The 18,296-nt window shown below is 63.8% G+C and carries 19 protein-coding genes and 1 tRNA gene; 9 read left to right on the forward strand and 11 right to left on the reverse strand.

The genetic code is table 11. The features are described from left to right. Positions 1 to 138 precede the first annotated feature (138 nt). Positions 139 to 624, forward strand: a complete 486-nt coding sequence (locus tag JQ628_RS30945; RefSeq protein ID WP_212229339.1) for a Crp/Fnr family transcriptional regulator — start codon at positions 139 to 141, stop codon at positions 622 to 624. Here JQ628_RS30945 and JQ628_RS30950 read toward each other — a convergent pair. Together JQ628_RS30950 and JQ628_RS30955 are read right to left on the reverse strand one after the other, a co-directional pair. Next, a complete protein-coding gene (locus tag JQ628_RS30950; protein WP_212229341.1) occupies positions 563 to 1,390 on the reverse strand; it encodes a metallophosphoesterase family protein in 828 nt (275 codons plus the stop codon). The two genes, JQ628_RS30945 and JQ628_RS30950, sit on opposite strands and share 62 nt — an antisense overlap. Before the next feature lie 164 nt (positions 1,391 to 1,554). Next, a complete protein-coding gene (locus JQ628_RS30955) occupies positions 1,555 to 2,511 on the reverse strand; it encodes a threonine/serine dehydratase (RefSeq protein WP_212229350.1) in 957 nt (318 codons plus the stop codon). A 62-nt stretch (positions 2,512 to 2,573) separates the two neighbouring features. Between JQ628_RS30955 and JQ628_RS30960 the strand changes: the two genes are divergently transcribed. Continuing rightward, on the forward strand, positions 2,574 to 2,891 hold the full coding sequence (locus JQ628_RS30960) for an ArsR/SmtB family transcription factor (RefSeq protein WP_212229352.1): 318 nt from the start codon (positions 2,574 to 2,576) through the stop codon (positions 2,889 to 2,891). A 230-nt stretch (positions 2,892 to 3,121) separates the two neighbouring features. Here the strand turns inward: JQ628_RS30960 and JQ628_RS30965 are convergent, their stop codons facing one another. Continuing rightward, positions 3,122 to 6,163: a PAS domain S-box protein gene (locus tag JQ628_RS30965; RefSeq protein WP_212229354.1), complete on the reverse strand. Its 3,042-nt coding sequence runs from the start codon at positions 6,161 to 6,163 to the stop codon at positions 3,122 to 3,124. Between the two features lie 280 nt (positions 6,164 to 6,443). Here JQ628_RS30965 and JQ628_RS30970 point away from each other — a divergent pair, with 280 nt between their 5' ends. The 3 genes from JQ628_RS30970 (at position 6,444) to JQ628_RS30980 (ending at position 7,783) form a co-directional block, all read left to right on the forward strand. Further along, the gene (locus JQ628_RS30970) at positions 6,444 to 6,827 is read left to right on the forward strand and encodes a phasin family protein (RefSeq protein ID WP_212229356.1); all 384 of its coding nucleotides are present in this window, start codon (positions 6,444 to 6,446) and stop codon (positions 6,825 to 6,827) included. A gap of 249 nt (positions 6,828 to 7,076) precedes the next feature. Then, positions 7,077 to 7,505, forward strand: coding sequence for a phasin (locus JQ628_RS30975; RefSeq protein WP_212229358.1), 429 nt, complete (start codon positions 7,077 to 7,079; stop codon positions 7,503 to 7,505). A 201-nt stretch (positions 7,506 to 7,706) separates the two neighbouring features. Further along, positions 7,707 to 7,783: transfer RNA gene (locus JQ628_RS30980), tRNA-His, on the forward strand. A 63-nt stretch (positions 7,784 to 7,846) separates the two neighbouring features. Here JQ628_RS30980 and JQ628_RS30985 read toward each other — a convergent pair. From JQ628_RS30985 to JQ628_RS30995, 3 genes are all read right to left on the reverse strand, one after another. After that, positions 7,847 to 8,797: an NADP-dependent oxidoreductase gene (locus JQ628_RS30985; RefSeq protein WP_212229556.1), complete on the reverse strand. Its 951-nt coding sequence runs from the start codon at positions 8,795 to 8,797 to the stop codon at positions 7,847 to 7,849. A 53-nt stretch (positions 8,798 to 8,850) separates the two neighbouring features. Beyond that, a complete protein-coding gene (locus tag JQ628_RS30990) occupies positions 8,851 to 9,492 on the reverse strand; it encodes an HD domain-containing protein (RefSeq protein ID WP_212229360.1) in 642 nt (213 codons plus the stop codon). Positions 9,493 to 9,769: 277 nt separating this feature from the next. Then, positions 9,770 to 11,329 (reverse strand): MFS transporter, encoded by a 1,560-nt coding sequence (locus JQ628_RS30995; protein WP_212229362.1) that lies wholly within the window; start codon positions 11,327 to 11,329, stop codon positions 9,770 to 9,772. Between the two features lie 199 nt (positions 11,330 to 11,528). Here JQ628_RS30995 and JQ628_RS31000 point away from each other — a divergent pair, with 199 nt between their 5' ends. From JQ628_RS31000 to JQ628_RS31015, 4 genes are all read left to right on the forward strand, one after another. After that, positions 11,529 to 12,569: an alpha/beta hydrolase gene (locus tag JQ628_RS31000; RefSeq protein WP_349628145.1), complete on the forward strand. Its 1,041-nt coding sequence runs from the start codon at positions 11,529 to 11,531 to the stop codon at positions 12,567 to 12,569. Between the two features lie 122 nt (positions 12,570 to 12,691). Beyond that, positions 12,692 to 13,036 (forward strand): hypothetical protein, encoded by a 345-nt coding sequence (locus JQ628_RS31005; RefSeq protein ID WP_433996177.1) that lies wholly within the window; start codon positions 12,692 to 12,694, stop codon positions 13,034 to 13,036. 137 nt (positions 13,037 to 13,173) lie between these two features. After that, the gene (locus tag JQ628_RS31010; protein ID WP_212229364.1) at positions 13,174 to 13,485 is read left to right on the forward strand and encodes a hypothetical protein; all 312 of its coding nucleotides are present in this window, start codon (positions 13,174 to 13,176) and stop codon (positions 13,483 to 13,485) included. A gap of 199 nt (positions 13,486 to 13,684) precedes the next feature. Continuing rightward, entirely contained in the window at positions 13,685 to 14,365 is a 681-nt protein-coding gene (locus JQ628_RS31015) for a ParA family protein (RefSeq protein WP_212229366.1), read from the forward strand. Positions 14,366 to 14,444: 79 nt separating this feature from the next. Here JQ628_RS31015 and JQ628_RS31020 read toward each other — a convergent pair whose 3' ends face one another. The 5 genes from JQ628_RS31020 to JQ628_RS31035 form a co-directional block, all read right to left on the reverse strand. Beyond that, positions 14,445 to 14,639: a hypothetical protein gene (locus JQ628_RS31020; protein WP_212229594.1), complete on the reverse strand. Its 195-nt coding sequence runs from the start codon at positions 14,637 to 14,639 to the stop codon at positions 14,445 to 14,447. A gap of 133 nt (positions 14,640 to 14,772) precedes the next feature. Then, positions 14,773 to 14,907, reverse strand: a complete 135-nt coding sequence (locus tag JQ628_RS34795; RefSeq protein ID WP_283815856.1) for a hypothetical protein — start codon at positions 14,905 to 14,907, stop codon at positions 14,773 to 14,775. A 134-nt stretch (positions 14,908 to 15,041) separates the two neighbouring features. Beyond that, a complete protein-coding gene (locus tag JQ628_RS31025) occupies positions 15,042 to 15,257 on the reverse strand; it encodes a hypothetical protein (RefSeq protein WP_212229368.1) in 216 nt (71 codons plus the stop codon). 140 nt (positions 15,258 to 15,397) lie between these two features. Next, a complete protein-coding gene (locus JQ628_RS31030; RefSeq protein WP_212229370.1) occupies positions 15,398 to 17,800 on the reverse strand; it encodes a sensor domain-containing diguanylate cyclase in 2,403 nt (800 codons plus the stop codon). Positions 17,801 to 17,971: 171 nt separating this feature from the next. Then, positions 17,972 to 18,247, reverse strand: a complete 276-nt coding sequence (locus JQ628_RS31035) for a metal-sensitive transcriptional regulator (protein WP_212229575.1) — start codon at positions 18,245 to 18,247, stop codon at positions 17,972 to 17,974. Positions 18,248 to 18,296: the final 49 nt, after the last annotated feature.

Below are 18,296 nucleotides of genomic sequence, written 5' to 3' on the forward strand. Positions count from 1 at the left end.
CGCAGTTGTGCCGCCTCGCCGGTCTGAACACACTTGGCCCCTTGAAATGCCGGTTATTTGAGCGGGGGCGGCCACAATATCCATTCGACCGGTGCTATCCTGCCGCCTAGTCTGGTGCAGGGCTTTGGGCGGTCAGGCATGCGCGATATCCTGGAATACTGTGTCGGCGGATTGCGGCGGAACGTTTCGGCCGGCACGGAAGTGCTGCATGAGGGCGGCCGCACCGGCCATCTCTTCGTGCTGATCGAGGGCCGTCTCGAAGTGGTGAAAGGCGAGACGATTGTCGCCACCATCACTGAACCCGGCGCCGTGCTGGGCGAGATGAGTGTGCTGCTCGACAAGCCGCATACCGCGACGGTGCGCGCGGCCGCCGACTCCATCATCTACGAGATCGACGATGCCGCTTCCTTCCTGCGCAAGCAGCCGGCGGTGGCGATCCTGATCGCGAAAATGCTGGCGCAGCGGCTCAACGTCGCCAACACCTATCTCGCCGACCTCAAGCAGCAATATGCCGGGCACGGCAACCATCTTGCGATGGTCGGCGATCTCCTACAGAGCATGATCAACCTGCCATCGGCTCAGGTTTCGCCAGGTTCGGATCGGCAATCCGATCCAAGGTTGTGAGCCAGGCCGGCGGCTGCACGATCGGCAGCGCCGGCCGCGCGAGCGGCGCCTTGAGGTCGATGTAGCGTGCATCGCCCGCGGGAAGCCAGAACGCCTTCGCATCGTCGATGTCGAGCACGATGTAGACCGGCGGCCGGCCGGGCTGGAGGCCGCTGTTGAACACCCAGGTCTCACCGAGCCGGTCGAACCACGAGCCGTCATGGATGAAGGGCGATTGATGCACATGGCCGGAGATCACCATCGACGGCTGATAGCGTGCGATCCATTGCACGAGATCGACATCGCCGAAAAAGCGCTTGCCGCCCCAACTGGTCGGTGAGTTCGCGGGCGGGGCGTGATGCACCCAGATCCATCGTCCCGGCCGTCGCGCAGAGGCTTCGCGCAACTGATCTTCGAGACGCTGTTTGACGAGCGGCCCATCCCACCATGGGCAGACTGTGAAGAGCGTGTCGCCGATCGTCAGATCATCGCCGTCGCAGACAATGCCGAGCTCGCGCGCTTCGCCGATCCAGCGCGCGATCTTCTCGCCCTCGGCGCTGCGCTCGTCGAGGTCGTGATTGCCCGAGCAGAGGATGACTTTTGTGATGCCGGAGAGCAGCGCAAGATATTTCTTCACCACCACGATCTGGGCGCGAAAGTCGACGAACGAGCCGACGTCGAGCGCATCGCCCGCAAAGATCACGAGATCGAATTCGGGCGCGGCCGCCAGCAGCCAGTCGAACTGCGGCAACGAATAGTGCAAATCGGCGACGACGAGGCAGCGCATCGCGGGCTGATCCAAATCGCTTAAAAACTAGGCGGCAGCAGGCGGATGTATTCAGGTAGGTGAAATACGAGCAATTATTGTGCCGCGTGGAACCGGCCGAGCGCGACACAGGCACGCATCTCCTGGCGAGCAAGCCTGTGCCTGGCCGAGAGATGTCCGCGCGATCAACGCTTGATGTCGAAATCCACCGCAGTGGTGTTGCCGCCGCTGACGATGACAGCCACCCGTTCGCCGGGCTGCGGTACATAGGCTCCCGACAACAGCGCCGAGAACGCCGCGGCTCCTCCCGGCTCGGCCACGATCCGCAGGACGCGCCACAGCGTCTCCTGCGCGTTGGCGATCGCCTCGTCGGAAACCAGCACGGTTTTCGACGCATATTCCCGGACGATCGGGAAGACGCGTTCACCAACCCGCTGCGGCGCCAGCGAATCCGCCGCGAGCCCGCCGGCCTCGGCATCGACCGGGCGTCCGGCTTCGAGCGCTCTTGTCAGGGTAGGGGAAGCGGAAGGTTCGACGCCGACCACTTTGATCCGGCCGGCATACCAGGCGGCGATTCCGGCAATCAGTCCGCCGCCGCCCACCGAGACCAGTACGGTATCGATGCCTGGGGCCTGCTGCTCGAGTTCGAGGCCGAGCGTTCCTTGTCCCGTGATGGTCTCGTCCTGATCGAACGCGGGCAGCAGCATCGCGCCGGTCCGTTGCGCCCATTGCTCGCTGGCCGCGAGCGCGTCCGCATAGCGGTCACCCTCGATCGTGAGGTCGGCGCCATAGTCGCGGATGCGCGCCACCTTGGCCGGCGACGAGACGCTGGGCACGAAAATCTTGGCCGGTTTCGAGAGCCTCATGGCGGCATAGGCGACAGCCGCGCCGTGATTGCCTCCGGATGCCGCGACCACGCCGGCCGCCGGCACGGCGCGCGAGAGCAGATTGGCGAACGCGCCGCGCGCCTTGAACGAGCCCGAGTGCTGTAGCAGCTCAAGCTTGAGCGTCAGCGATTCCGCCGTCAGGCCGAAATCCTGTCCTGCGACCTCGATGACCGGCGTTCGCCGGATGTGCTGCCGGATCAGTTTTTCGCATTGCGCGATCGATTGATTCGTGACGGTACGGCCGGATGCATTCATTGCTTGCTCTCCACGCGGGCGCCGCGGATTGACAGAAATTAGTCATTTAGCTAATTAGCAATATGGCTTCTTTGAACGACGACGTCGAGTCCGCTTTTCGTGCGCTGGCCAGCGACCGGCGGCTTTTGATCCTGGAATGGCTGAAACGCCCGAAGGCGCATTTCCGGCCGCAGGTCGACGGCGATCTCGTCAGGGATGGCGTCTGCGGCGTGCTGATCGCCGAAAAGCTCGGCGTCAGCCAGCCGACCGTCAGCGAGCACCTGAAAATCCTCTCGCAGGCGGGCCTTGTGACCGCCAAGCGCGTCAAGCAGTGGACGTTCTACAAGCGCGACGAGCAACGCATCGCCCGGCTAAAAACGGCGATGCTGGAGAAGATCTGAGGCATTTTCCGGTTTAAATCGACTCGTGCCGTGCGAGCGTCGGCCTTCATGGTTCGAGACGCGCCAACGGGTCCGCGCGAAGCGCGGCCCGATGATAAACTCCGACGCGCCCCTCACCATGAGGGTCTTGCTGTTTTGTTCGGCGCCACACCCACCGACCTCATCCTGAGGAGCGCGCACGCGCGTCTCGAAGGATGAAGCCACCGAACGAAAACGTGCGGCGGCAAGCCTCACGCCCGCGCCACCGCGCGGGAGAACACCACTTCGATCAGCGTGCCGGAATGCGGGCCCGGCTTGATGTGGAATTGCGCGCGGTTGGCTTCCACCAGCGCCTTCGTCAGCGACAGGCTGACGCCGGCGCGGTCGGGCGCCTGGTCGGCCGGCGGCGGGGTGCGGAACGGCTCGAGCGCGGCGGCGACCTCGTTCTCGTTCATGCCCTGGCCGGTATCGCGCAGGCGCAGCATCACCTCGCCGAAATCCGACAGCGCGGTCGAGACGATGACCTGCCCGCCGGCATTGGCGAGATGAATCGAATTGCCGATCAGGTTGAGCGCGATCTGGCGCAGCGCGCGCGCATCCGCCACCACCGGCGGCAGGGAGTGGGCGAGCGAGGTGCGGATGATGATGCGTTCGCGGTTGGCCTGCGGCTGCATCACCGCGACGCAGCTTTCGACCAGCTCGTTGAGGTTCTGGTTGGTGAAGGTCAGCTCGAGCTTGCCGGTTTCGATTCGGCTGAGATCGAGCAGATCGTTGATGACCGAGATCACCCGCTCGCCGGAGGCGCGGATGTCCTTCAGATATTCCACGTAGCGCTCGTTGCCGAGCTTGCCGAAACGTTCGCCGATCATCACCTCGGCAAAGCCGATGATGGCGTTGAGCGGCGTGCGCACTTCGTGGCTGATGCGCGCCAGCATATCGGCTTTCGCGCTGGCGGCGCGGTCGGTCAGCCGCCGCGCCTGCAACAATTCGCTCTCGCTCTTGCGGCTCTGCGAGAGATCGCGGAACACGGCAAAGAAATTCGGCCCGTCGGGGCGGGTGCGGCCCATGGTGATCGAGAGCGGAATGATGCCACCGCTCTGCACGCGCCCGAGCGCGTCTCGGCCGTGTTCGAGCAGGCTGGAGGCGCCTTGCGATTTCACGCCGGCGAGATATTCGAATATTCCGTGCCGGCTTTCCGGCGCAAACAGGTCGGCGAGATTGCGCACTGCGAGCGCGTCGGCGTCGTAGCCGAACAGCGCCTCGGCGCTGCGATTGGCGGAATTGATGTTGCCTTCGCCGTCGAATATCACGATGCCTTCGGTGCAGGTATCGAGGATGGCGGCGAGCTCTTCGGCATCGGCGTGGCCAACCGCCGACGGCGGCGCGCCGGCCGGCGCCGGCGTTGTTTCCGCGCGCGCGGAAGCGACCGCCGCAGTCTCGACGATTTCGCCCGAGCAGATCAGGGCGAGCGCGGAATCATCGTCCCACGAAATCGTATAGAGCCGCGCATCCGTCGCCTCGGACGGCACGCCGTTCTCGCCGGCGTGACTCGCCGAAATCGTCACCGGCGTGCCGGCTTCCGACGTGCTGGACGCCGTCGACACGCCCGGCTCGACATAGAGCGCGTCCAGTCCGCCGGCTTCTTCCAGCGCGTGCAGGCTCTCGTAGCCGATGCGCTTGAGGAAAGCCGCGTTGGCATAGACCAGCCGGTCGAGGCGATAGATCAGGATGCCGATGGGAATGAGATCGAGCAGCGCCTTGTCGCGCCGTGCCGTTCCGCGCGCCGGCGGTTCCGGCGGCGCCAGCCATTCCGGCGTGTCGGCGGCAGGCTCGGACGCCATCACCGGCTCCGCAGGCTCGGGCGCCGCCTCATGTGCTCTCTCGGCCGCCTCCGGCGCGGCCGCGCCGTTGTCGGTGTCGAGCCGCGCTGACAATTGCCGCGCCAGCTCGTTGAAGGCGCTGTTCTCGACCGGCGTCAGTGCGAGCGGCCTGGCTTCCCCGATGGGGCGAAACGGCAATACGTTCTTCGGCGGCTCCGCCACGGATTCCGCTTGGGGTTCGCTGGGCGTATCCACTGGTGCATCCAAATCGGTTTGCGGTGAATCTTCTGGAAGTAATGCTGCTTGCAATTCAATCGGCGCGGACGCTGAAGCGTCTTCGTCCGCCGGAGCCAAATCTCCGGCCGGGCCGGCCTGGACGATATCGGCCGAAAGCGGCTGCGGCGTGAAGGCGGTGCCGGTAAATTCGTGCCGCCGCTGCGCCGCGAGCTGCATCAGGCGATCCGGATCGCGGCAGATGCCAAATCCCCGATAGCCCAGAAAATTGCGCTCGCGATCGAAGGCCGGCAATCCCGACAATTCGACCGGCACCTGCCCGCCATCGACCGGCCAATCGAGATCGATCCCGACCCAGGTTTCGCGGCCCGCCAGCACTTGCGCGATGCGGCCTTGCGGATCGAGGGCCAGATCGCGTGCGATGTCATGCCATGGCCGCCCAAAGGCGGCGGCAGTTTGCGGGCCGATCAACTCGGTGAATTCGCCCTCGCCGAGGACGAAGCGGCCGTCGGCATCGGTCTGCCAGACGAAGCGCAGCGGATGACGGCGGATGTTAGCCGGAGCATCCGCGCCTTGCGGAGGGAAGAGCGTTTCCGCATGCGATGGCTCGCGTGACGCTGCGACATGCGGCAGATCGAGTTGCAGCACGCTTTGCAGATCGGGCTCTTCCGGCGCTGCGGAGGCGGCGGGCTCGCTATCGTCTTCCAGCGCGTCGAACAGGGCGAATGCGGCCGGCGCCTCGCCGGTCGGCACGGGCGCCTCTGGATCCGGCGCCGGTGGCCGCGGTGAAACAGGCGGCGGCGTGACGGGAGCGGCCTGCGGCTGAGCGGGCGCCGTGCTTCCCGGTTGGGCCCGCGCGAACATGCGGCTTGCCGGCTCGGCGGCGACCACGAGCACGCCGCGGCCGCCATCGGGATCATCGAGCCGCGAGCAGCCGCAGGTCATCAGCGCGCCGGGGGCCGCGCCGAAACCGCGCATCCGCTCCATCCGGATCGCGCCATGGGCCGGCAGCCGGCTCGCCAGCCGCGCCACCTGGCGGCGATGCGGATCGGCGGGCCCGAATTTTTTGGCAGCGAGTTCGGCGGCATCGCTTGCGCCGAACACGGCGGCGCCCGCCGCGTTGGCCCAGACGATGCGCGCGCCATCGGCCGACCATAACCAGGCGGGCAAGGCGCTGTTCGCGTGGGGGGCCAGCCGCGGATCGCGCTCGAACTGCCCCAAAAACTCCGTTCCGTTCATCGACTAATTGGATCGCGCTGGTTTCGTATTCGCCCCGCCGAGGGCGGCAAATTAACAACTCGTTAGTATCGCCCGCGCGGATTGGCAGGTCCACGGGCCGGCCGCAAGGGTGTGTTCCAAAGCGGTGATAACGTTAATCCCCGGCGAACCCTTACCGCGCCGTCGGCGTTGGGTTTTCGGGACGCCGAATCCGGGGTGCTGAAAGCCTTGCAAATGGCCGCGGGAGGTTCACGATCGGGAACCGGGGAGCCGTGCAAACCAGCCAAACAGGGAGTGCACCATGAGCATTGACGGACGTGACCCATTCGCGATTCCGAAAGACATGCGGTCGATGGCTGAGGCGAGTTTTGAGCAGGCCCGCAGGTCGTTCGAGCAGTTCCTGTCGAGCGCGCATGCCGGCGCGGGTTCGCTGGAGCAGCGCGGCGAAGCGGTGCGCGCCAGCGCCAAGGAAATCAAGGAGAAGGCCGTCTCCTATGCCCAGAAGAACGTGCAGACCTCGCTCGACTATGCGCAGTCGCTACTCAAGGCAAAGGACCTGACCGAGGTCATGCGGCTGCACGGCGAATACGTCACCGGCCAGATGCGCTCGCTGTCGGAGCAGGCGAGCGAAATGGGCCAGCTCGTCGGCCGCGCGGCGATGGATGCGGCCAGGCCCAAGACCTGACCGCGCGAAAATCTTGAGCTTTTTCAATGCAACCCAAAATTTCCTGGGCCGGAACTTGCATCCGGCCCGGGTCTGCCATGTCTGATTGTGCTGAAATTTCCGCTGCGTTGCACAATGTTGACATGATAATGGTGTTTGGTACTGGCGCCTGACGAAGGCCAATCCCGAGACTTGAAAAGCTGAGCGTGATCCATTCCGCCCCACCGGGCGGAGGGACCACATCGATTCAACCGTTGCCAAGGATGAACCATGTCGACTGATGCCTTCTCCTCTTCCGTTATCCCCTTCGAAGTCCCCGAGCAGATGCGCGCCTTCGCCGAGAAGGGCGTTTCGCAGGCCCGCGACAACTACGCCAAGTTCAAGGATGCCGCCGAGGCCCATAACGGCACCATGGAAGCGGTGTTCACCAACGCCACCAAGGGCTACAGCGCCTACTCGTCCAAGATGGTCGAGTTCATGAAGGCCAACACGACCTCCTCGCTCGATTTTGCGCAGGAGCTGTTCAGCGCCAAGACGCCCTCCGAGGCGATGGAGCTGTGGACCTCCCATCTGCGCAAGCAGTATGAGACGTTCGCCGCGCAGGCCAAGGAGCTTGCCGAACTCAGCCAGAAGGCCGCCAGCGAGACCGTCGAGCCGATCAAGGCCAACGCCTCGAAGTACTACAAGCCGGCCGCCTGAGCCGCCTGTTTTTGGATTTGAGAATAGGCCCGGGCGCGAGCCCGGGCTTTTCATTGCGGCCACGAATGCCGCTGGCCCTCAGGGCGGCCAAAACGGAGTTGAATCAGGTGCTTTCGGGCCGCCTCCGGCCTTGCCAAAGCGCGGCGTTGCACCTAGTTTCCCGGCAAATCGCGCCCCCCTTTATGGGGCCCGCGAAAGGATGCAGTTGTAGCTCAGTTGGTTAGAGCGCCTGTCTGTGGAACAGGAGGTCGGTGGTTCGAGCCCACCCAACTGTACCAGCGCAGTTGAATCCCCCGCACTCTCAGCAACGTACTGATGGACCTGACATATTTGCGCCGATCTTAAGCCGACGCTTTGCCCGCCGCCTTGACGTCGAGAACGATCTTTCCCTTCGGCCGTGACCGTTGGCCCTCCAGCATCATGTGGGCATCTCGTGCATCGCTAAGCGGGAGGACGGCACCTACGCTCGTTCTCAGTGCACCGTGGTCAATGAGGTCGGCAATTGCGCGCAGGCGCTCCGTGGTCACTTCCACCAGGAAAAATGTTGCCGTGACTCCATGATGCTGCGCGCGGTTCTGGTCAGGCTGCGAAACGGCCGAGATCAGCTTGCCGCCCCGGCGAAGAACCTGAAAAGAACGCGTTTGCGATTCGCCTCCGACGAGATCGAGTACCGCGTCGACATCCTTCACCTCGTCCTCAAAGTGTTGCGTGTGATAATCCAGTACTTTGTCGGCTCCGAGGGACCGCACATACTGCATATCCTTGGCACCTGCCGTGGCGATTGAATGCAGGCGGGCGCGACGGGCGAGCTGAACTGCGTACGCTCCAACGCTGCCGGCTGCACCATGTATGACCACCGTCTGACCGGCTTGCAGGCCCGCGTAGTCGAACAATGCTTGCCACGCCGTGACCGCGACAACAGGAACGGAAGCCGCTTCGGCGTAGCCCAGCGATGTCGGTTTCTTCGCGAGCATCCCGGCACTGGCCACCGCGTATTCGGCGTAAGCCCCCAGGAACTGGGTGTTGGTGACGCCGAAGACCTGGTCTCCGATCGTCATGTTGGCGACGTCGGATCCGACCGCCGCGACTGTCCCGGATAAATCAGAGCCCAGCGTAAGGGGAAGATGCTGCGTCAAGGCGCTCTTGCCGGCCCTGATCCAGCCGTCCCAGGGGCCGACACCTGCGGCATGAACATCGACGAGAACCTCGCCCGGCCCAGGTTCCGGCCTCGGAATCCTCTCCAAAATCATGACGTCCGGTGGTCCAAAATTGTGTACTCGCCACGCCAGCATGGAATGGGGAGGTCGGGATGCTTTGCCGCTGACGGTGCTTGCCATTCCGAACCTCAGGTTTGCCAGGGCGCGTTGCGGATCCGGGCGCATGCATTCGGCAGGTGAAACGCGGGGTCGTGCTCGCGGATGTAGTCGAAATTGACGGTGCCGTATGTCGTCAGAGGCTTCTTCAGGGCCGAGCATGTCTGAACCTGGATAAAATCACTTTTGAAATTATCCCCGCGGGGAAAGGCGGCGATGACCTGGTTGCGTTGCTCCGGCGTGTATTCGTCGTATCCAATCCCGATGACGTCCACCAGGACACCTGCGTTTGTCAGCGCGATCTCGGGCCGCATGTATTGAGGGATGCCGGGCGTGGTGTGCAGGGCGATCGCTTCCCACACCAGGTCCGCCTTCGCTTCGGGGATCCCGTGGCTTCTGAGAAACTCGCGCGCTGCATCAGCACCGTCGACTTCAAACCGCTTTGTCTCGGTATGGTAAGCATCGACCAGGCCCAGATCGTGAAACAGCGCGGCGACATAGAGCAGCTCAGAGTCGAACTTCAGATTCTGGCGAATGCCTTTCATCGCGCCGAACACAAAGACTCGAACCGAGTGGTTGAACAACAGCTCGGCTTCGTGTTGCCGCACCAGTTCAGCGGCTTCACGCGCGATCTTGCTGTCGGGAATCCTGATGCCGGAAAGAACATTGGCCATTGTCGAACCCTTGAGCCCTTGTCTGTGATCTGCGCTGCTTGCATCGACGGGGCAGCCGCTGCCCGATGCATCTGATCGCTCCGATCATGGGTTTGTGTCATGTCGAAGGCCTTCTCAGCGGCAAGCAAGATAGCACTTCGAAAAAACAGCGCTCTTCTGTTTTGATCTGCGCCTTCCAAGTTCGCACGTATCTTACGAAGGGTCAGCACGAAGGTTGCCGGCCAGGTGTATCCTCCGAGAAGGATCATGTCTCCCAGAGCCGCACTCATGATCGGGCTCAACGCGCCGGCTGCGTTCCAACCGGTCGGGTCCATAACCAAAAACCGATGCCGGCGAGCAAGCAGCAGAATGCCGCCACCTGCAACGCCATGCGGAGTGCCTGGTCGAACGCTGCCGTCGCGCCCTCGGCAATGTCTGCCTGTCCGGCCAATATCGCATTCAGCGCTTCGTTCGCTTGTGTCAGCGGCGTGCCGGCAAGATGATGCGCAAAGCTGGCGAATAAAACTGCGCCGAGCGCTGCGACCGCAAAGAGGCCGGCAACCCGGGCGACCGCGTTGTTGACGCCCGAGGCGAGCCCGGCGTGGGCTTCTCCCACAGATGACATGACGGTGGACGTCAGCGGCGGGACGGTGATGGTCATGCCGATGCCAAATAGAGAGATCGCTGGAAACACGCCGGCCCAGTAGGCTCGCCGGAAATCGGCCAAAGCCAGCAGCGCCAATCCGCAGCCTGCGATGATGGGGCCGAAGGTGAGCAATTGCCGGGATCCGAAGCGGTCGGAAAGCGTGCCGACGAATTGCGCGCCGAAACCCATGATGAGAGCAAATGGAAGCAACGCCGCGCCGGCCTGTGTCGCGGAATAGTGGCCGAGCCGGATCAGGCCGAACGGCAGGTAATAGAGCGCGCCGCCGAGTCCGAAGTAAAGCAATAGCGTCAACGCGTTGGCTGCGGAAAAACGGCGAGAGCGGTACAGCGACAGCGGCATCATTGCCCGTGCGCCCAGCCGGGCTTCGATTGCGAGAAACAACAGGAGCAATAGAAATCCCGAGCCGAGTGCGACGAGTACGGTTTTGTCAGAAAATCCCGAGGCGGGAATAGCGCTGAGCCCCCAGGTGATCGCGGCGAGACCGGCGGCAACCGTGATTGCCCCCGCCCAGTCCAGTGATTTTGCGTTTTCATCGCGGCTTTCGCCAGCGAAGCCGGCGGCAAGCCCCGCCGCGACCATCGCCAGCGGTACATTGAGCAGGAAAATGGCGCGCCACGACACCTGGTCGACCAACCAGCCACCCAGGACAGGACCGACAGCCGAAGTCAGCGCGCCGGCGCCCGCCCATATGCCGATCGCATGGGCGCGCGCGTGCTCGCCAAAAGTCGCTCCCAACATAGCGAGGCTTGCAGGGATGAGGAGTGCGCCGCCAACTCCCTGGATCGCGCGGCTGACGATTAGCGCAGTAATGTTCGGCGAGAGGCCGCATGCGATGGAGGCGGCGGTGAATACTGCAATGCCCAGAAGAAAGATGCGTCGACGGCCGTAAAGATCGGCAGCGGCCCCTCCAACCAGCACCATCGCGCTCAACAGCAACAGGTAGGCATTGATGATCCACTGCGTCGAGGCCACGCTGGCTTGCAGGGCGTGCTGGATCGCCGGCAGGGCAATATTCATTGCCGAGCCATCAACGAACGCCAGGCTCGATCCGAATATGGTCGCTGCCAGCGTCAGTCGCTCGCGTCTTTGCGACAGTGCTGCGCCAAAAGCCGGTGTTGAGAGGATAACGTTGGTTTCGCAGGGTGGCCGCATGAAACCAACCATTTGGTGCTGGAGAAGCGTGGCGATCACCGTCAGCGTGCGCCTCGCCTGTACCGTTGGCAACCGCCAATTTCGGCCATTTCGCAGAGGTCTGCTGGCCCTTATCCGACGCGCCACGATGGCCGGGCAGCATCCACAAGTGCGTGAACGCGGATGGCTGCCTGACCGGTTCGGCGCTATCCTCCACGAGAACCCGGTCGAAAGTATCGGGCAACAAAGGGAGACTGCCGTGAAATTCCAACTCGCCGCCGTTGCATCGTTCCTCTGCGCGATCGCCGTCATGCCGGCGCTCGCGCAAACACCCGCGCTCGTCACCGAAGAGATGATGGTGAAGACGGCGGATCCCGGAATCGAAATCTATGTCCGCAACAAGCGGCCGGCGAACATGACCTCGTTCCGGCCGGAGCAGACGGTGCTCTATGTTCACGGCGCAACCTATCCGTCGGAAACCGCGTTCGACCTCAAGCTCGATGGGCTGTCGTGGATGGAATACATCGCCTCGCGCGGCTACGACGTGTGGCTGCTCGATCTGCGCGGCTACGGCAAATCGACCCGCCCGCCGGAAATGGCCGACAAGCCGGAGGCCAATCCGCCGATCGTGCGCGGCGAGACCGCGGTAAAGGACATCGGCACCGCCGTGGACTTCATCCTGCAAAAGCGCAACATCGCACGGCTCAATCTTTTGGGCTGGTCCTGGGGCACCACGCTGATGGCGACCTACACGACGCAGAATCCGCAGAAGGTCGAACGTCTCGTGCTGTACGCGCCGGCCTGGATCAGGCAGACGGCGTCGCTGGTGCAGGCCGGGCCCGGGCCGACTCCGTCGTACCGGATGGTCAATCGCGAGCAGGCCAAGCAGCGCTGGTACACTGGCGTCGCCGAGGACAAGAAGGCGGATCTCATTCCCGCCGGCTGGTTCGACGCCTGGGCCGATGCGACCTTCGCGACCGATCCGGTCGGTGCGAAAATGAATCCGCCGGTGGTTCGTGCGCCCAACGGCGTCGTGCAGGACGGCATCGAATTCTTCGGTGCCGGAAAACCTTATTACGATCCGGCGAAGATCACGGTGCCGACCTTGCTGGTCGTTGCGGAGTGGGACCGGGATACGCCGCCTTATATGGCGCAGACGCTGTTTCCGTTGCTGATGAATTCACCGGGCAAGCGGATGGTCGGCCTCGCCGAGGGCACGCACAGCATCATCATGGAGCGCAATCGGCTGAAGCTGTTCGAAGCGGTTCAGGCGTTTCTTGACGAGGCGAAGCGATCCTGAACGCTTGAACTGCTGCGGGCGCTGCCGGTCCACGAGGGCCGGGGCGCCTGCTTGCCAACACTGAAACGTTCACCCACAATCCGCTGACTCATGGTTTTGGGGGATTTATGACAGCTATTTGCTTGAGAAGTTTTCGCCGCGGCCTGGTGCTTGTGGCGGCGATGTCGGTTGCCGCCTTCGCCACGCCGGCATCTGCCTACACGCAGGAGCAGCAGGCGGCCTGTACTGGCGACGCGATGCAACTTTGCGGGCCCGAAATTCCCGACGTCGATCGCGTCACGGCCTGCATGATACGCAACAAGGCGCGGCTCTCGCCGGCGTGCCGGGCGCATTTCAGGCCGGAGCCCGAACCTGCTGCCGCGACCAGACCCGTAGGCAAGCCCGTCAACATCGCGCCGGCGTCGCGCAAGCCCGTCAACTCGAAGGCGAAGAAGACCAAAAAGCCGGTCAAGCCCGCCAGCACCTGACGGCGTGACTGCGGCCGGCCTGCCGCAATCGCGGCAGAAGCGCATCGAGGGTCGATTCAAGACCCTCCATACGCGACAGACTGACGCCTTGCGTCGGCGCGTTGCGGTATCATTTGCCCTTGGACGAGGAGAGGGCATTGAGCATCGAATCCAAAGCGGAACTGGACCGGCATTTCGCCTGGTTCGAATCACACTTGCCGCCGCGACCGGCGAAATGCGTGGCATGGCTGCGAAAGCCATCGTCGCGCTGGGTGCGGATTCCGCTCGCCATTCTCCTGATGATCGGCGGCGTCCTCGGCTTCCTGCCGATCCTGGGCCTCTGGATGCTGCCGCTCGGACTCCTTTTGTTCGCGCAGGACGTGCCGTGGCTACAGCCGCCGCTGGCGCGCGCGCTCGCTTGGGTTGAGCGGAAATGGCTCGAACGCCAACGTGCCAATAATGCGCAATAGAGCGTGCGCAAAAGGCTTGTGAGAGTCGATTTCGACTCCGCATGCGGCGTTTTGACTCCCTGCCGTCGCCGATGTGAGTCAAAAAAGCAACTTCAAAGCCATATTCAGTGGCTACCTCAATTTTGCCCCTAAATTTTTCTTTCGCGAATCACCGCGCTGATTCATTTTTGCTTCCTGGGGTCAATCTGGAGGCCAAGGAATGAACGTCATTGTTTTCGCATCACGCAAGGGAGGCTCGGGGAAAAGCACCCTGACGGCCCACCTTGCCGCGCATGTCCACAAGTCAACGAGACCGTGCCTGCTGGTCGATGGCGATCCGCAGGGCTCGCTGACTCTCTGGCACAAATTGCGCGGCACCAACGAGCCGCCGATCCGCACCGCCGTTCGCTCGGTCGGCGAGATCTGCGCCGCCGCCAAGCGCGATGGCATGGAATGGGTTTTCATCGACACGCCGCCGAACATCTCGGCCGTCGTCGACGACGCCATCAAGAACGCCACCATGGTGATCATTCCGGCGCGGCCCGGCGTGTTCGACGTCAACGCGGTGCAGGAAACCATTCAGACCTGCCGTAGTGCGCGAAAGCCCTATGCGGTCGTGATCAACGGCGCGCCGGCGCAGCGCGACGGGCTGGAGAGCCCGATCGTCACCATCGCGCGCGAGACGCTGACGAAATTCCGCGCACCGGTCTGGGGCGGCCAGATCACCAACCGGGCCGATCTGCTGATGGCGCTGAGCCATGGCGAAGGCGCCCGCGAATATTATGCGGAAGGCCGCGCGGCGGCGGAGATCGCAAGATTGTGGGCGGCGATCGAACGCTCGGTCAAGGCGATCCGCGGTTCGGCTTCGGCCAGCGGCGCGATGCACAAGCAGGCGGCGTAACTCGCCGCCTTTTTTCTTGGCAGCCAGAAGAACGCGCGGCGCTTTTCCCGCGCGATTCTTTTATGTTTGCGCGGCGGCGTTACGCCACCATCAGCATGTAAAACACGATCACCGGCGACAGCGTCAGGATCACGGTCCAGATGCCGAGTGACCAGAGAATGTCTTCCGTCGTGAAGCCGGGCGTCTCGACGCGCACTGCCTCGACGTCGCGCACCGGAAAATCCGGCGCAGCATAGCCTTGCGGCGCAATGACCGCTTCAATGTGGTTGTTCACAAACGCCCCCGCGCAGTTCTTGCTTGGTTATGGGCTGACGATAGCGATGCGGCTTTAAAATCCCGGTCGCAATTTCGCTGGCATTTGACCGCAGGTGCTACCCCGGATTAACCACGGCAGCCCGGCGCGGCGTTCAGCTCACCAGCAGGCGATACGTCAGCACCGGCGCAAAGCCGAGCACCATCGCCCACAACGCGAACGACGACACCATCAGCACGTCGTTGACGCGCTCGGCCATCGCATGATTCCTGAAATGACTGGTCTTCATGATGTCCCCCCGTTTTGGTCCAGATGGGGACATCAATACGCCGAAAATTTTAACGTTGCGGCCCGCGCCTCTTTGCAATGCGAGCGAACGGATTTACCGGCTGCTAACCACCCGCCGCATTGTTTCGACCGCAGTTATCCTTGAGGGCGCGCCTCGTTCCTGCCGTGCCGGTCCGGAAACAGCAGCACCAGCGGAAGCGCGAACGGTCCGATCAGCGCGGCAATCCACGCCCAGACCGTGAAGCGGCGTCCCCGCCGCTCGGCCATCCGGCCGGCAAGATACATCGAGCCGATCGTGGCGATCGTCAGCAATGTGAAGAGAACGTGGCCGTCGAAGGTAACGCTGCTCATCTGCGCGGGCTCCGGTGCTGCCTGCGCCAAGCATAGCACGGGCTTGCTCGCGCGGCCGCCTCGCCGTCAGGCCGGGAAGCTCAAAACCGAACACGACTGCGTGTCTGGCCACGACGGCCTTCGCAGGCGGCGCCTCGCCCTCAGCCGGCCTTCGCCAGCGCACGCGGGACGTCAGCGGTTTGCGCCGCCACGTCGCCATGCGTGAGATGCCGGAAGGTGCTGATCGCCGCCGGCCGGCCGAGCAAATAGCCCTGCGCCTCGTCGCACTGTTCGCGCTGGAGGAATTTCAGCTCGGCATCGGTCTCGACTCCTTCCGCCAGCACCGGCAGGCCGAGGCCGCGCCCGAGACCGAGCACGGCGCGGACGATGGTGGCGGCCTGGTCGTTGCTGTTCACCTGCTTGATGAACGAGCCGTCGATCTTGATCTTGTCGAACGGGAATGCGCGCAGGTTGGAGAGCGAGGAATAGCCGGTGCCGAAATCGTCCATCGCGATGCGCACGCCAAGCGCCTTGATCTGGCGCAGCGTGGCGAGCGCGCGGTCGAAGTCGCGGACCAGCGCCGTCTCCGTGATCTCGATCTCGAGGCGGCGCGGCGGCAGGCCGGTCTCCAGCAGCAATTGATGCAGCTCGCGCGCGAACTCGGCATGATAGAGCTGCACCGCCGACACGTTGACGGCGATCGTCAGCGGCCGGGTCCAGCTCGCGGCCTCGCGGCAGGCAGTCTTCAGCACCCAATTGCCGATGTCCAGGATCGCGCCGGTTTCTTCCGCGATCGGAATGAACACGGCCGGCGAAACCGCGCCGCGCGCCGGATGCTCCCAGCGCAGCAAGGCCTCGAAGCCGGTGATGGTGTGGCTCTCGATATCGCCCTGCGGCTGATACACCAGCCGCATTTCGTTGCGGGTGATCGCCAGGCGCAGGTCATGCTCCAGCAGCCGGCGTTGGCGCACTTCGGAGCCCATGTTCGCCTCGAAGAACCGATAGGTGTTGCGGCCTTCGCTCTTGGCGCGATAGAGCGCGGTGTCGGCATGGGTGAGCAAGGCATGGCGGTCGGTGGCATCGTCCGGGCAGAGCGCGATGCCGATGCTGCTCGAGATGCCGTTGATCTCCGGCACATCCCCGGTCACGCGCAGCGTCTCGAGCACGCTCTCGGCCAGCCCGCCGGCAGCGCTCGGATTGGCGATTCCCGGCATCAGGATGGCAAACTCGTCGCCGCCGAGGCGCGCCATCATCTGGCGCTCGCTCAGGAGCGCGCTGACACGCGCGGCCGCGGCCTGTAGCACGGCGTCGCCGGCGGCATGGCCGAACAGATCGTTGACTTCCTTGAAGCGGTCGAGGTCGAGGCAGAGCACGGCGAGCCGCTCGCCCTTGCCGAGCGCCGCGATCTCCTGGTCGATCCTTGCGTTGAAGTGACTGCGGTTCGGCAGCGACGTCAGCGCGTCGTGATGGGCGAGATAGTGAATGTGCTGCTCGGCCTGCTTGCGCGCCTGTAGGTCGCGAACGGCGACGACATGATGCGGTTTACCGGCGAAGTCGATCGGCCGCAGGATCAGCTCGACGGGCGCCATCGTGCCGTCCGCCTGCCGCACGGCCGTCTCGACCGGCTGGCCGGAGCTGGACATCAGCGCCGCACGCGCCGTCCTGTCGGGAAAGCAGCCGTCAAGCCGCGTGCCGATAAGCTCGGCAGGCGACAAGCCGGCAAGCGTCGCAAAGCTGGTGTTGACATGGACGATGGTTTCGCCGTCGCAGACGACGAGCCCTTCGACCGACGCGTTGGCGAGATCGCGCATGCGGTCGACTTCCAGCTCGGAGCGGCGGCGGTCACGGAGGTCGAGCATTGCGGCGGCCAGCGCCAGACCGATGATGACAAAGCTCGCGGCCGCGACGCCGAGCGCGAGCCAGCCGGCGGGCAGCGCTGAAGGGGAAATCTGCCTGGTCGGATCGGGAATGATCGACACCGCGCCCATCGCAGTAAAGTGATGGCTGACAATCGCCAGCGTCAGCAGCAAGGCGCCGCCGAACTTCCATTTCTGTTGCGGGCCGTGCAGGCCGACCGGCAGCGCAATGGCGCCGATCGCAGCGCCGAGCACGATCGAGGTGGCGACCAACACCGGATCCCACAGGATGGTGCCCTCGACCTCGAAGGCGGCCATGCCGGTGTAATGCATCGCCGCGATGCCGCCGGCGACAATCGCGCCGCCAAGCCACGGCCCATGTCGCCAGTTCGGAATCAGCGCTACCGCAAGTCCTGCGAAGGTGAGCAGGATCGCGGCAACCAGCGACAGCGCGGTGAGTGCGATGTTGTATCCGCTCGGGATGCCCGGCGTAAACGCCAGCATCGCGACGAAATGCGTGGCCCAGATGCCGAAGCCGGTCGAGATGGCCGACACGGCGAGCCAGCCGTTGCGCATCTGGCCTTGCGATTTGCGCGCATGATGCAGCAGGTTGATCGCGGCGAGCGAGGCCAATACGCAGACGATAGCGGCGAGCACCACGAGCTTCAGGTCGTGGGCGTAGGCGATGCAATTATAAATCTTCAGCATGAAAAGATACCATCGGAGGCGGAAATGCCGCGCTATTGCTGAAGACAATCAGTAATATCAATTGTGTAAGGAGTAATGAACGGAACCATGCATAGTGATTCTACCTGCGCATCCGCGGGCAGTTTCGTAACTCCAAATCAACCTTACCGCCGCGCGAAGCGCCGCAGACGTCTATCTGTCGGCGCGGCTGACCACATCCATCAGTTCCGCGATCTTGCGGCGCTGGTCCGCCTTGTCGCCCGACCGGATCGCGTGCTCGACGCAATGGGCGACATGGTCGCGCAAGATTTCCTCCTCGACCCGGCGCAGCGCCGCCTTCGCGGCCGCGATCTGCGTCACCACGTCGATGCAGTAGCGGTCGTCCTCGACCATGCCGGCGAGGCCGCGGATCTGTCCTTCGATCCTTTTGAGTCGTTTCAAACAGGAGGTCTTGATCTCTGCACGCATGCGCGTCATATACCCCCCTAGGGTATAAAGATCAAGGCCGCCGTGGTGG

The sequence above is a fragment of the Bradyrhizobium lablabi genome (assembly GCF_018129385.1).
GTDB classification, from domain to species: domain Bacteria; phylum Pseudomonadota; class Alphaproteobacteria; order Rhizobiales; family Xanthobacteraceae; genus Bradyrhizobium; species Bradyrhizobium lablabi_C.

Bases quoted from the DNA above. Each gene is read 5' to 3' on its own strand.
- JQ628_RS30945 (WP_212229339.1), top strand. From the start codon at position 139: ATGCGCGATATCCTGGAATACTGTGTCGGCGGATTGCGGCGGAACGTT.
- JQ628_RS30950 (WP_212229341.1), bottom strand. From the start codon at position 1,390: ATGCGCTGCCTCGTCGTCGCCGATTTGCACTATTCGTTGCCGCAGTTC.
- JQ628_RS30955 (WP_212229350.1), bottom strand. From the start codon at position 2,511: ATGAATGCATCCGGCCGTACCGTCACGAATCAATCGATCGCGCAATGC.
- JQ628_RS30960 (WP_212229352.1), top strand. From the start codon at position 2,574: ATGGCTTCTTTGAACGACGACGTCGAGTCCGCTTTTCGTGCGCTGGCC.
- JQ628_RS30965 (WP_212229354.1), bottom strand. From the start codon at position 6,163: ATGAACGGAACGGAGTTTTTGGGGCAGTTCGAGCGCGATCCGCGGCTG.
- JQ628_RS30970 (WP_212229356.1), top strand. From the start codon at position 6,444: ATGAGCATTGACGGACGTGACCCATTCGCGATTCCGAAAGACATGCGG.
- JQ628_RS30975 (WP_212229358.1), top strand. From the start codon at position 7,077: ATGTCGACTGATGCCTTCTCCTCTTCCGTTATCCCCTTCGAAGTCCCC.
- JQ628_RS30985 (WP_212229556.1), bottom strand. From the start codon at position 8,797: ATGCTGGCGTGGCGAGTACACAATTTTGGACCACCGGACGTCATGATT.
- JQ628_RS30990 (WP_212229360.1), bottom strand. From the start codon at position 9,492: ATGGCCAATGTTCTTTCCGGCATCAGGATTCCCGACAGCAAGATCGCG.
- JQ628_RS31015 (WP_212229366.1), top strand. From the start codon at position 13,685: ATGAACGTCATTGTTTTCGCATCACGCAAGGGAGGCTCGGGGAAAAGC.
- JQ628_RS34795 (WP_283815856.1), bottom strand. From the start codon at position 14,907: ATGAAGACCAGTCATTTCAGGAATCATGCGATGGCCGAGCGCGTCAAC.
- JQ628_RS31025 (WP_212229368.1), bottom strand. From the start codon at position 15,257: ATGAGCAGCGTTACCTTCGACGGCCACGTTCTCTTCACATTGCTGACG.
- JQ628_RS31030 (WP_212229370.1), bottom strand. From the start codon at position 17,800: ATGCTGAAGATTTATAATTGCATCGCCTACGCCCACGACCTGAAGCTC.
- JQ628_RS31035 (WP_212229575.1), bottom strand. From the start codon at position 18,247: ATGCGTGCAGAGATCAAGACCTCCTGTTTGAAACGACTCAAAAGGATC.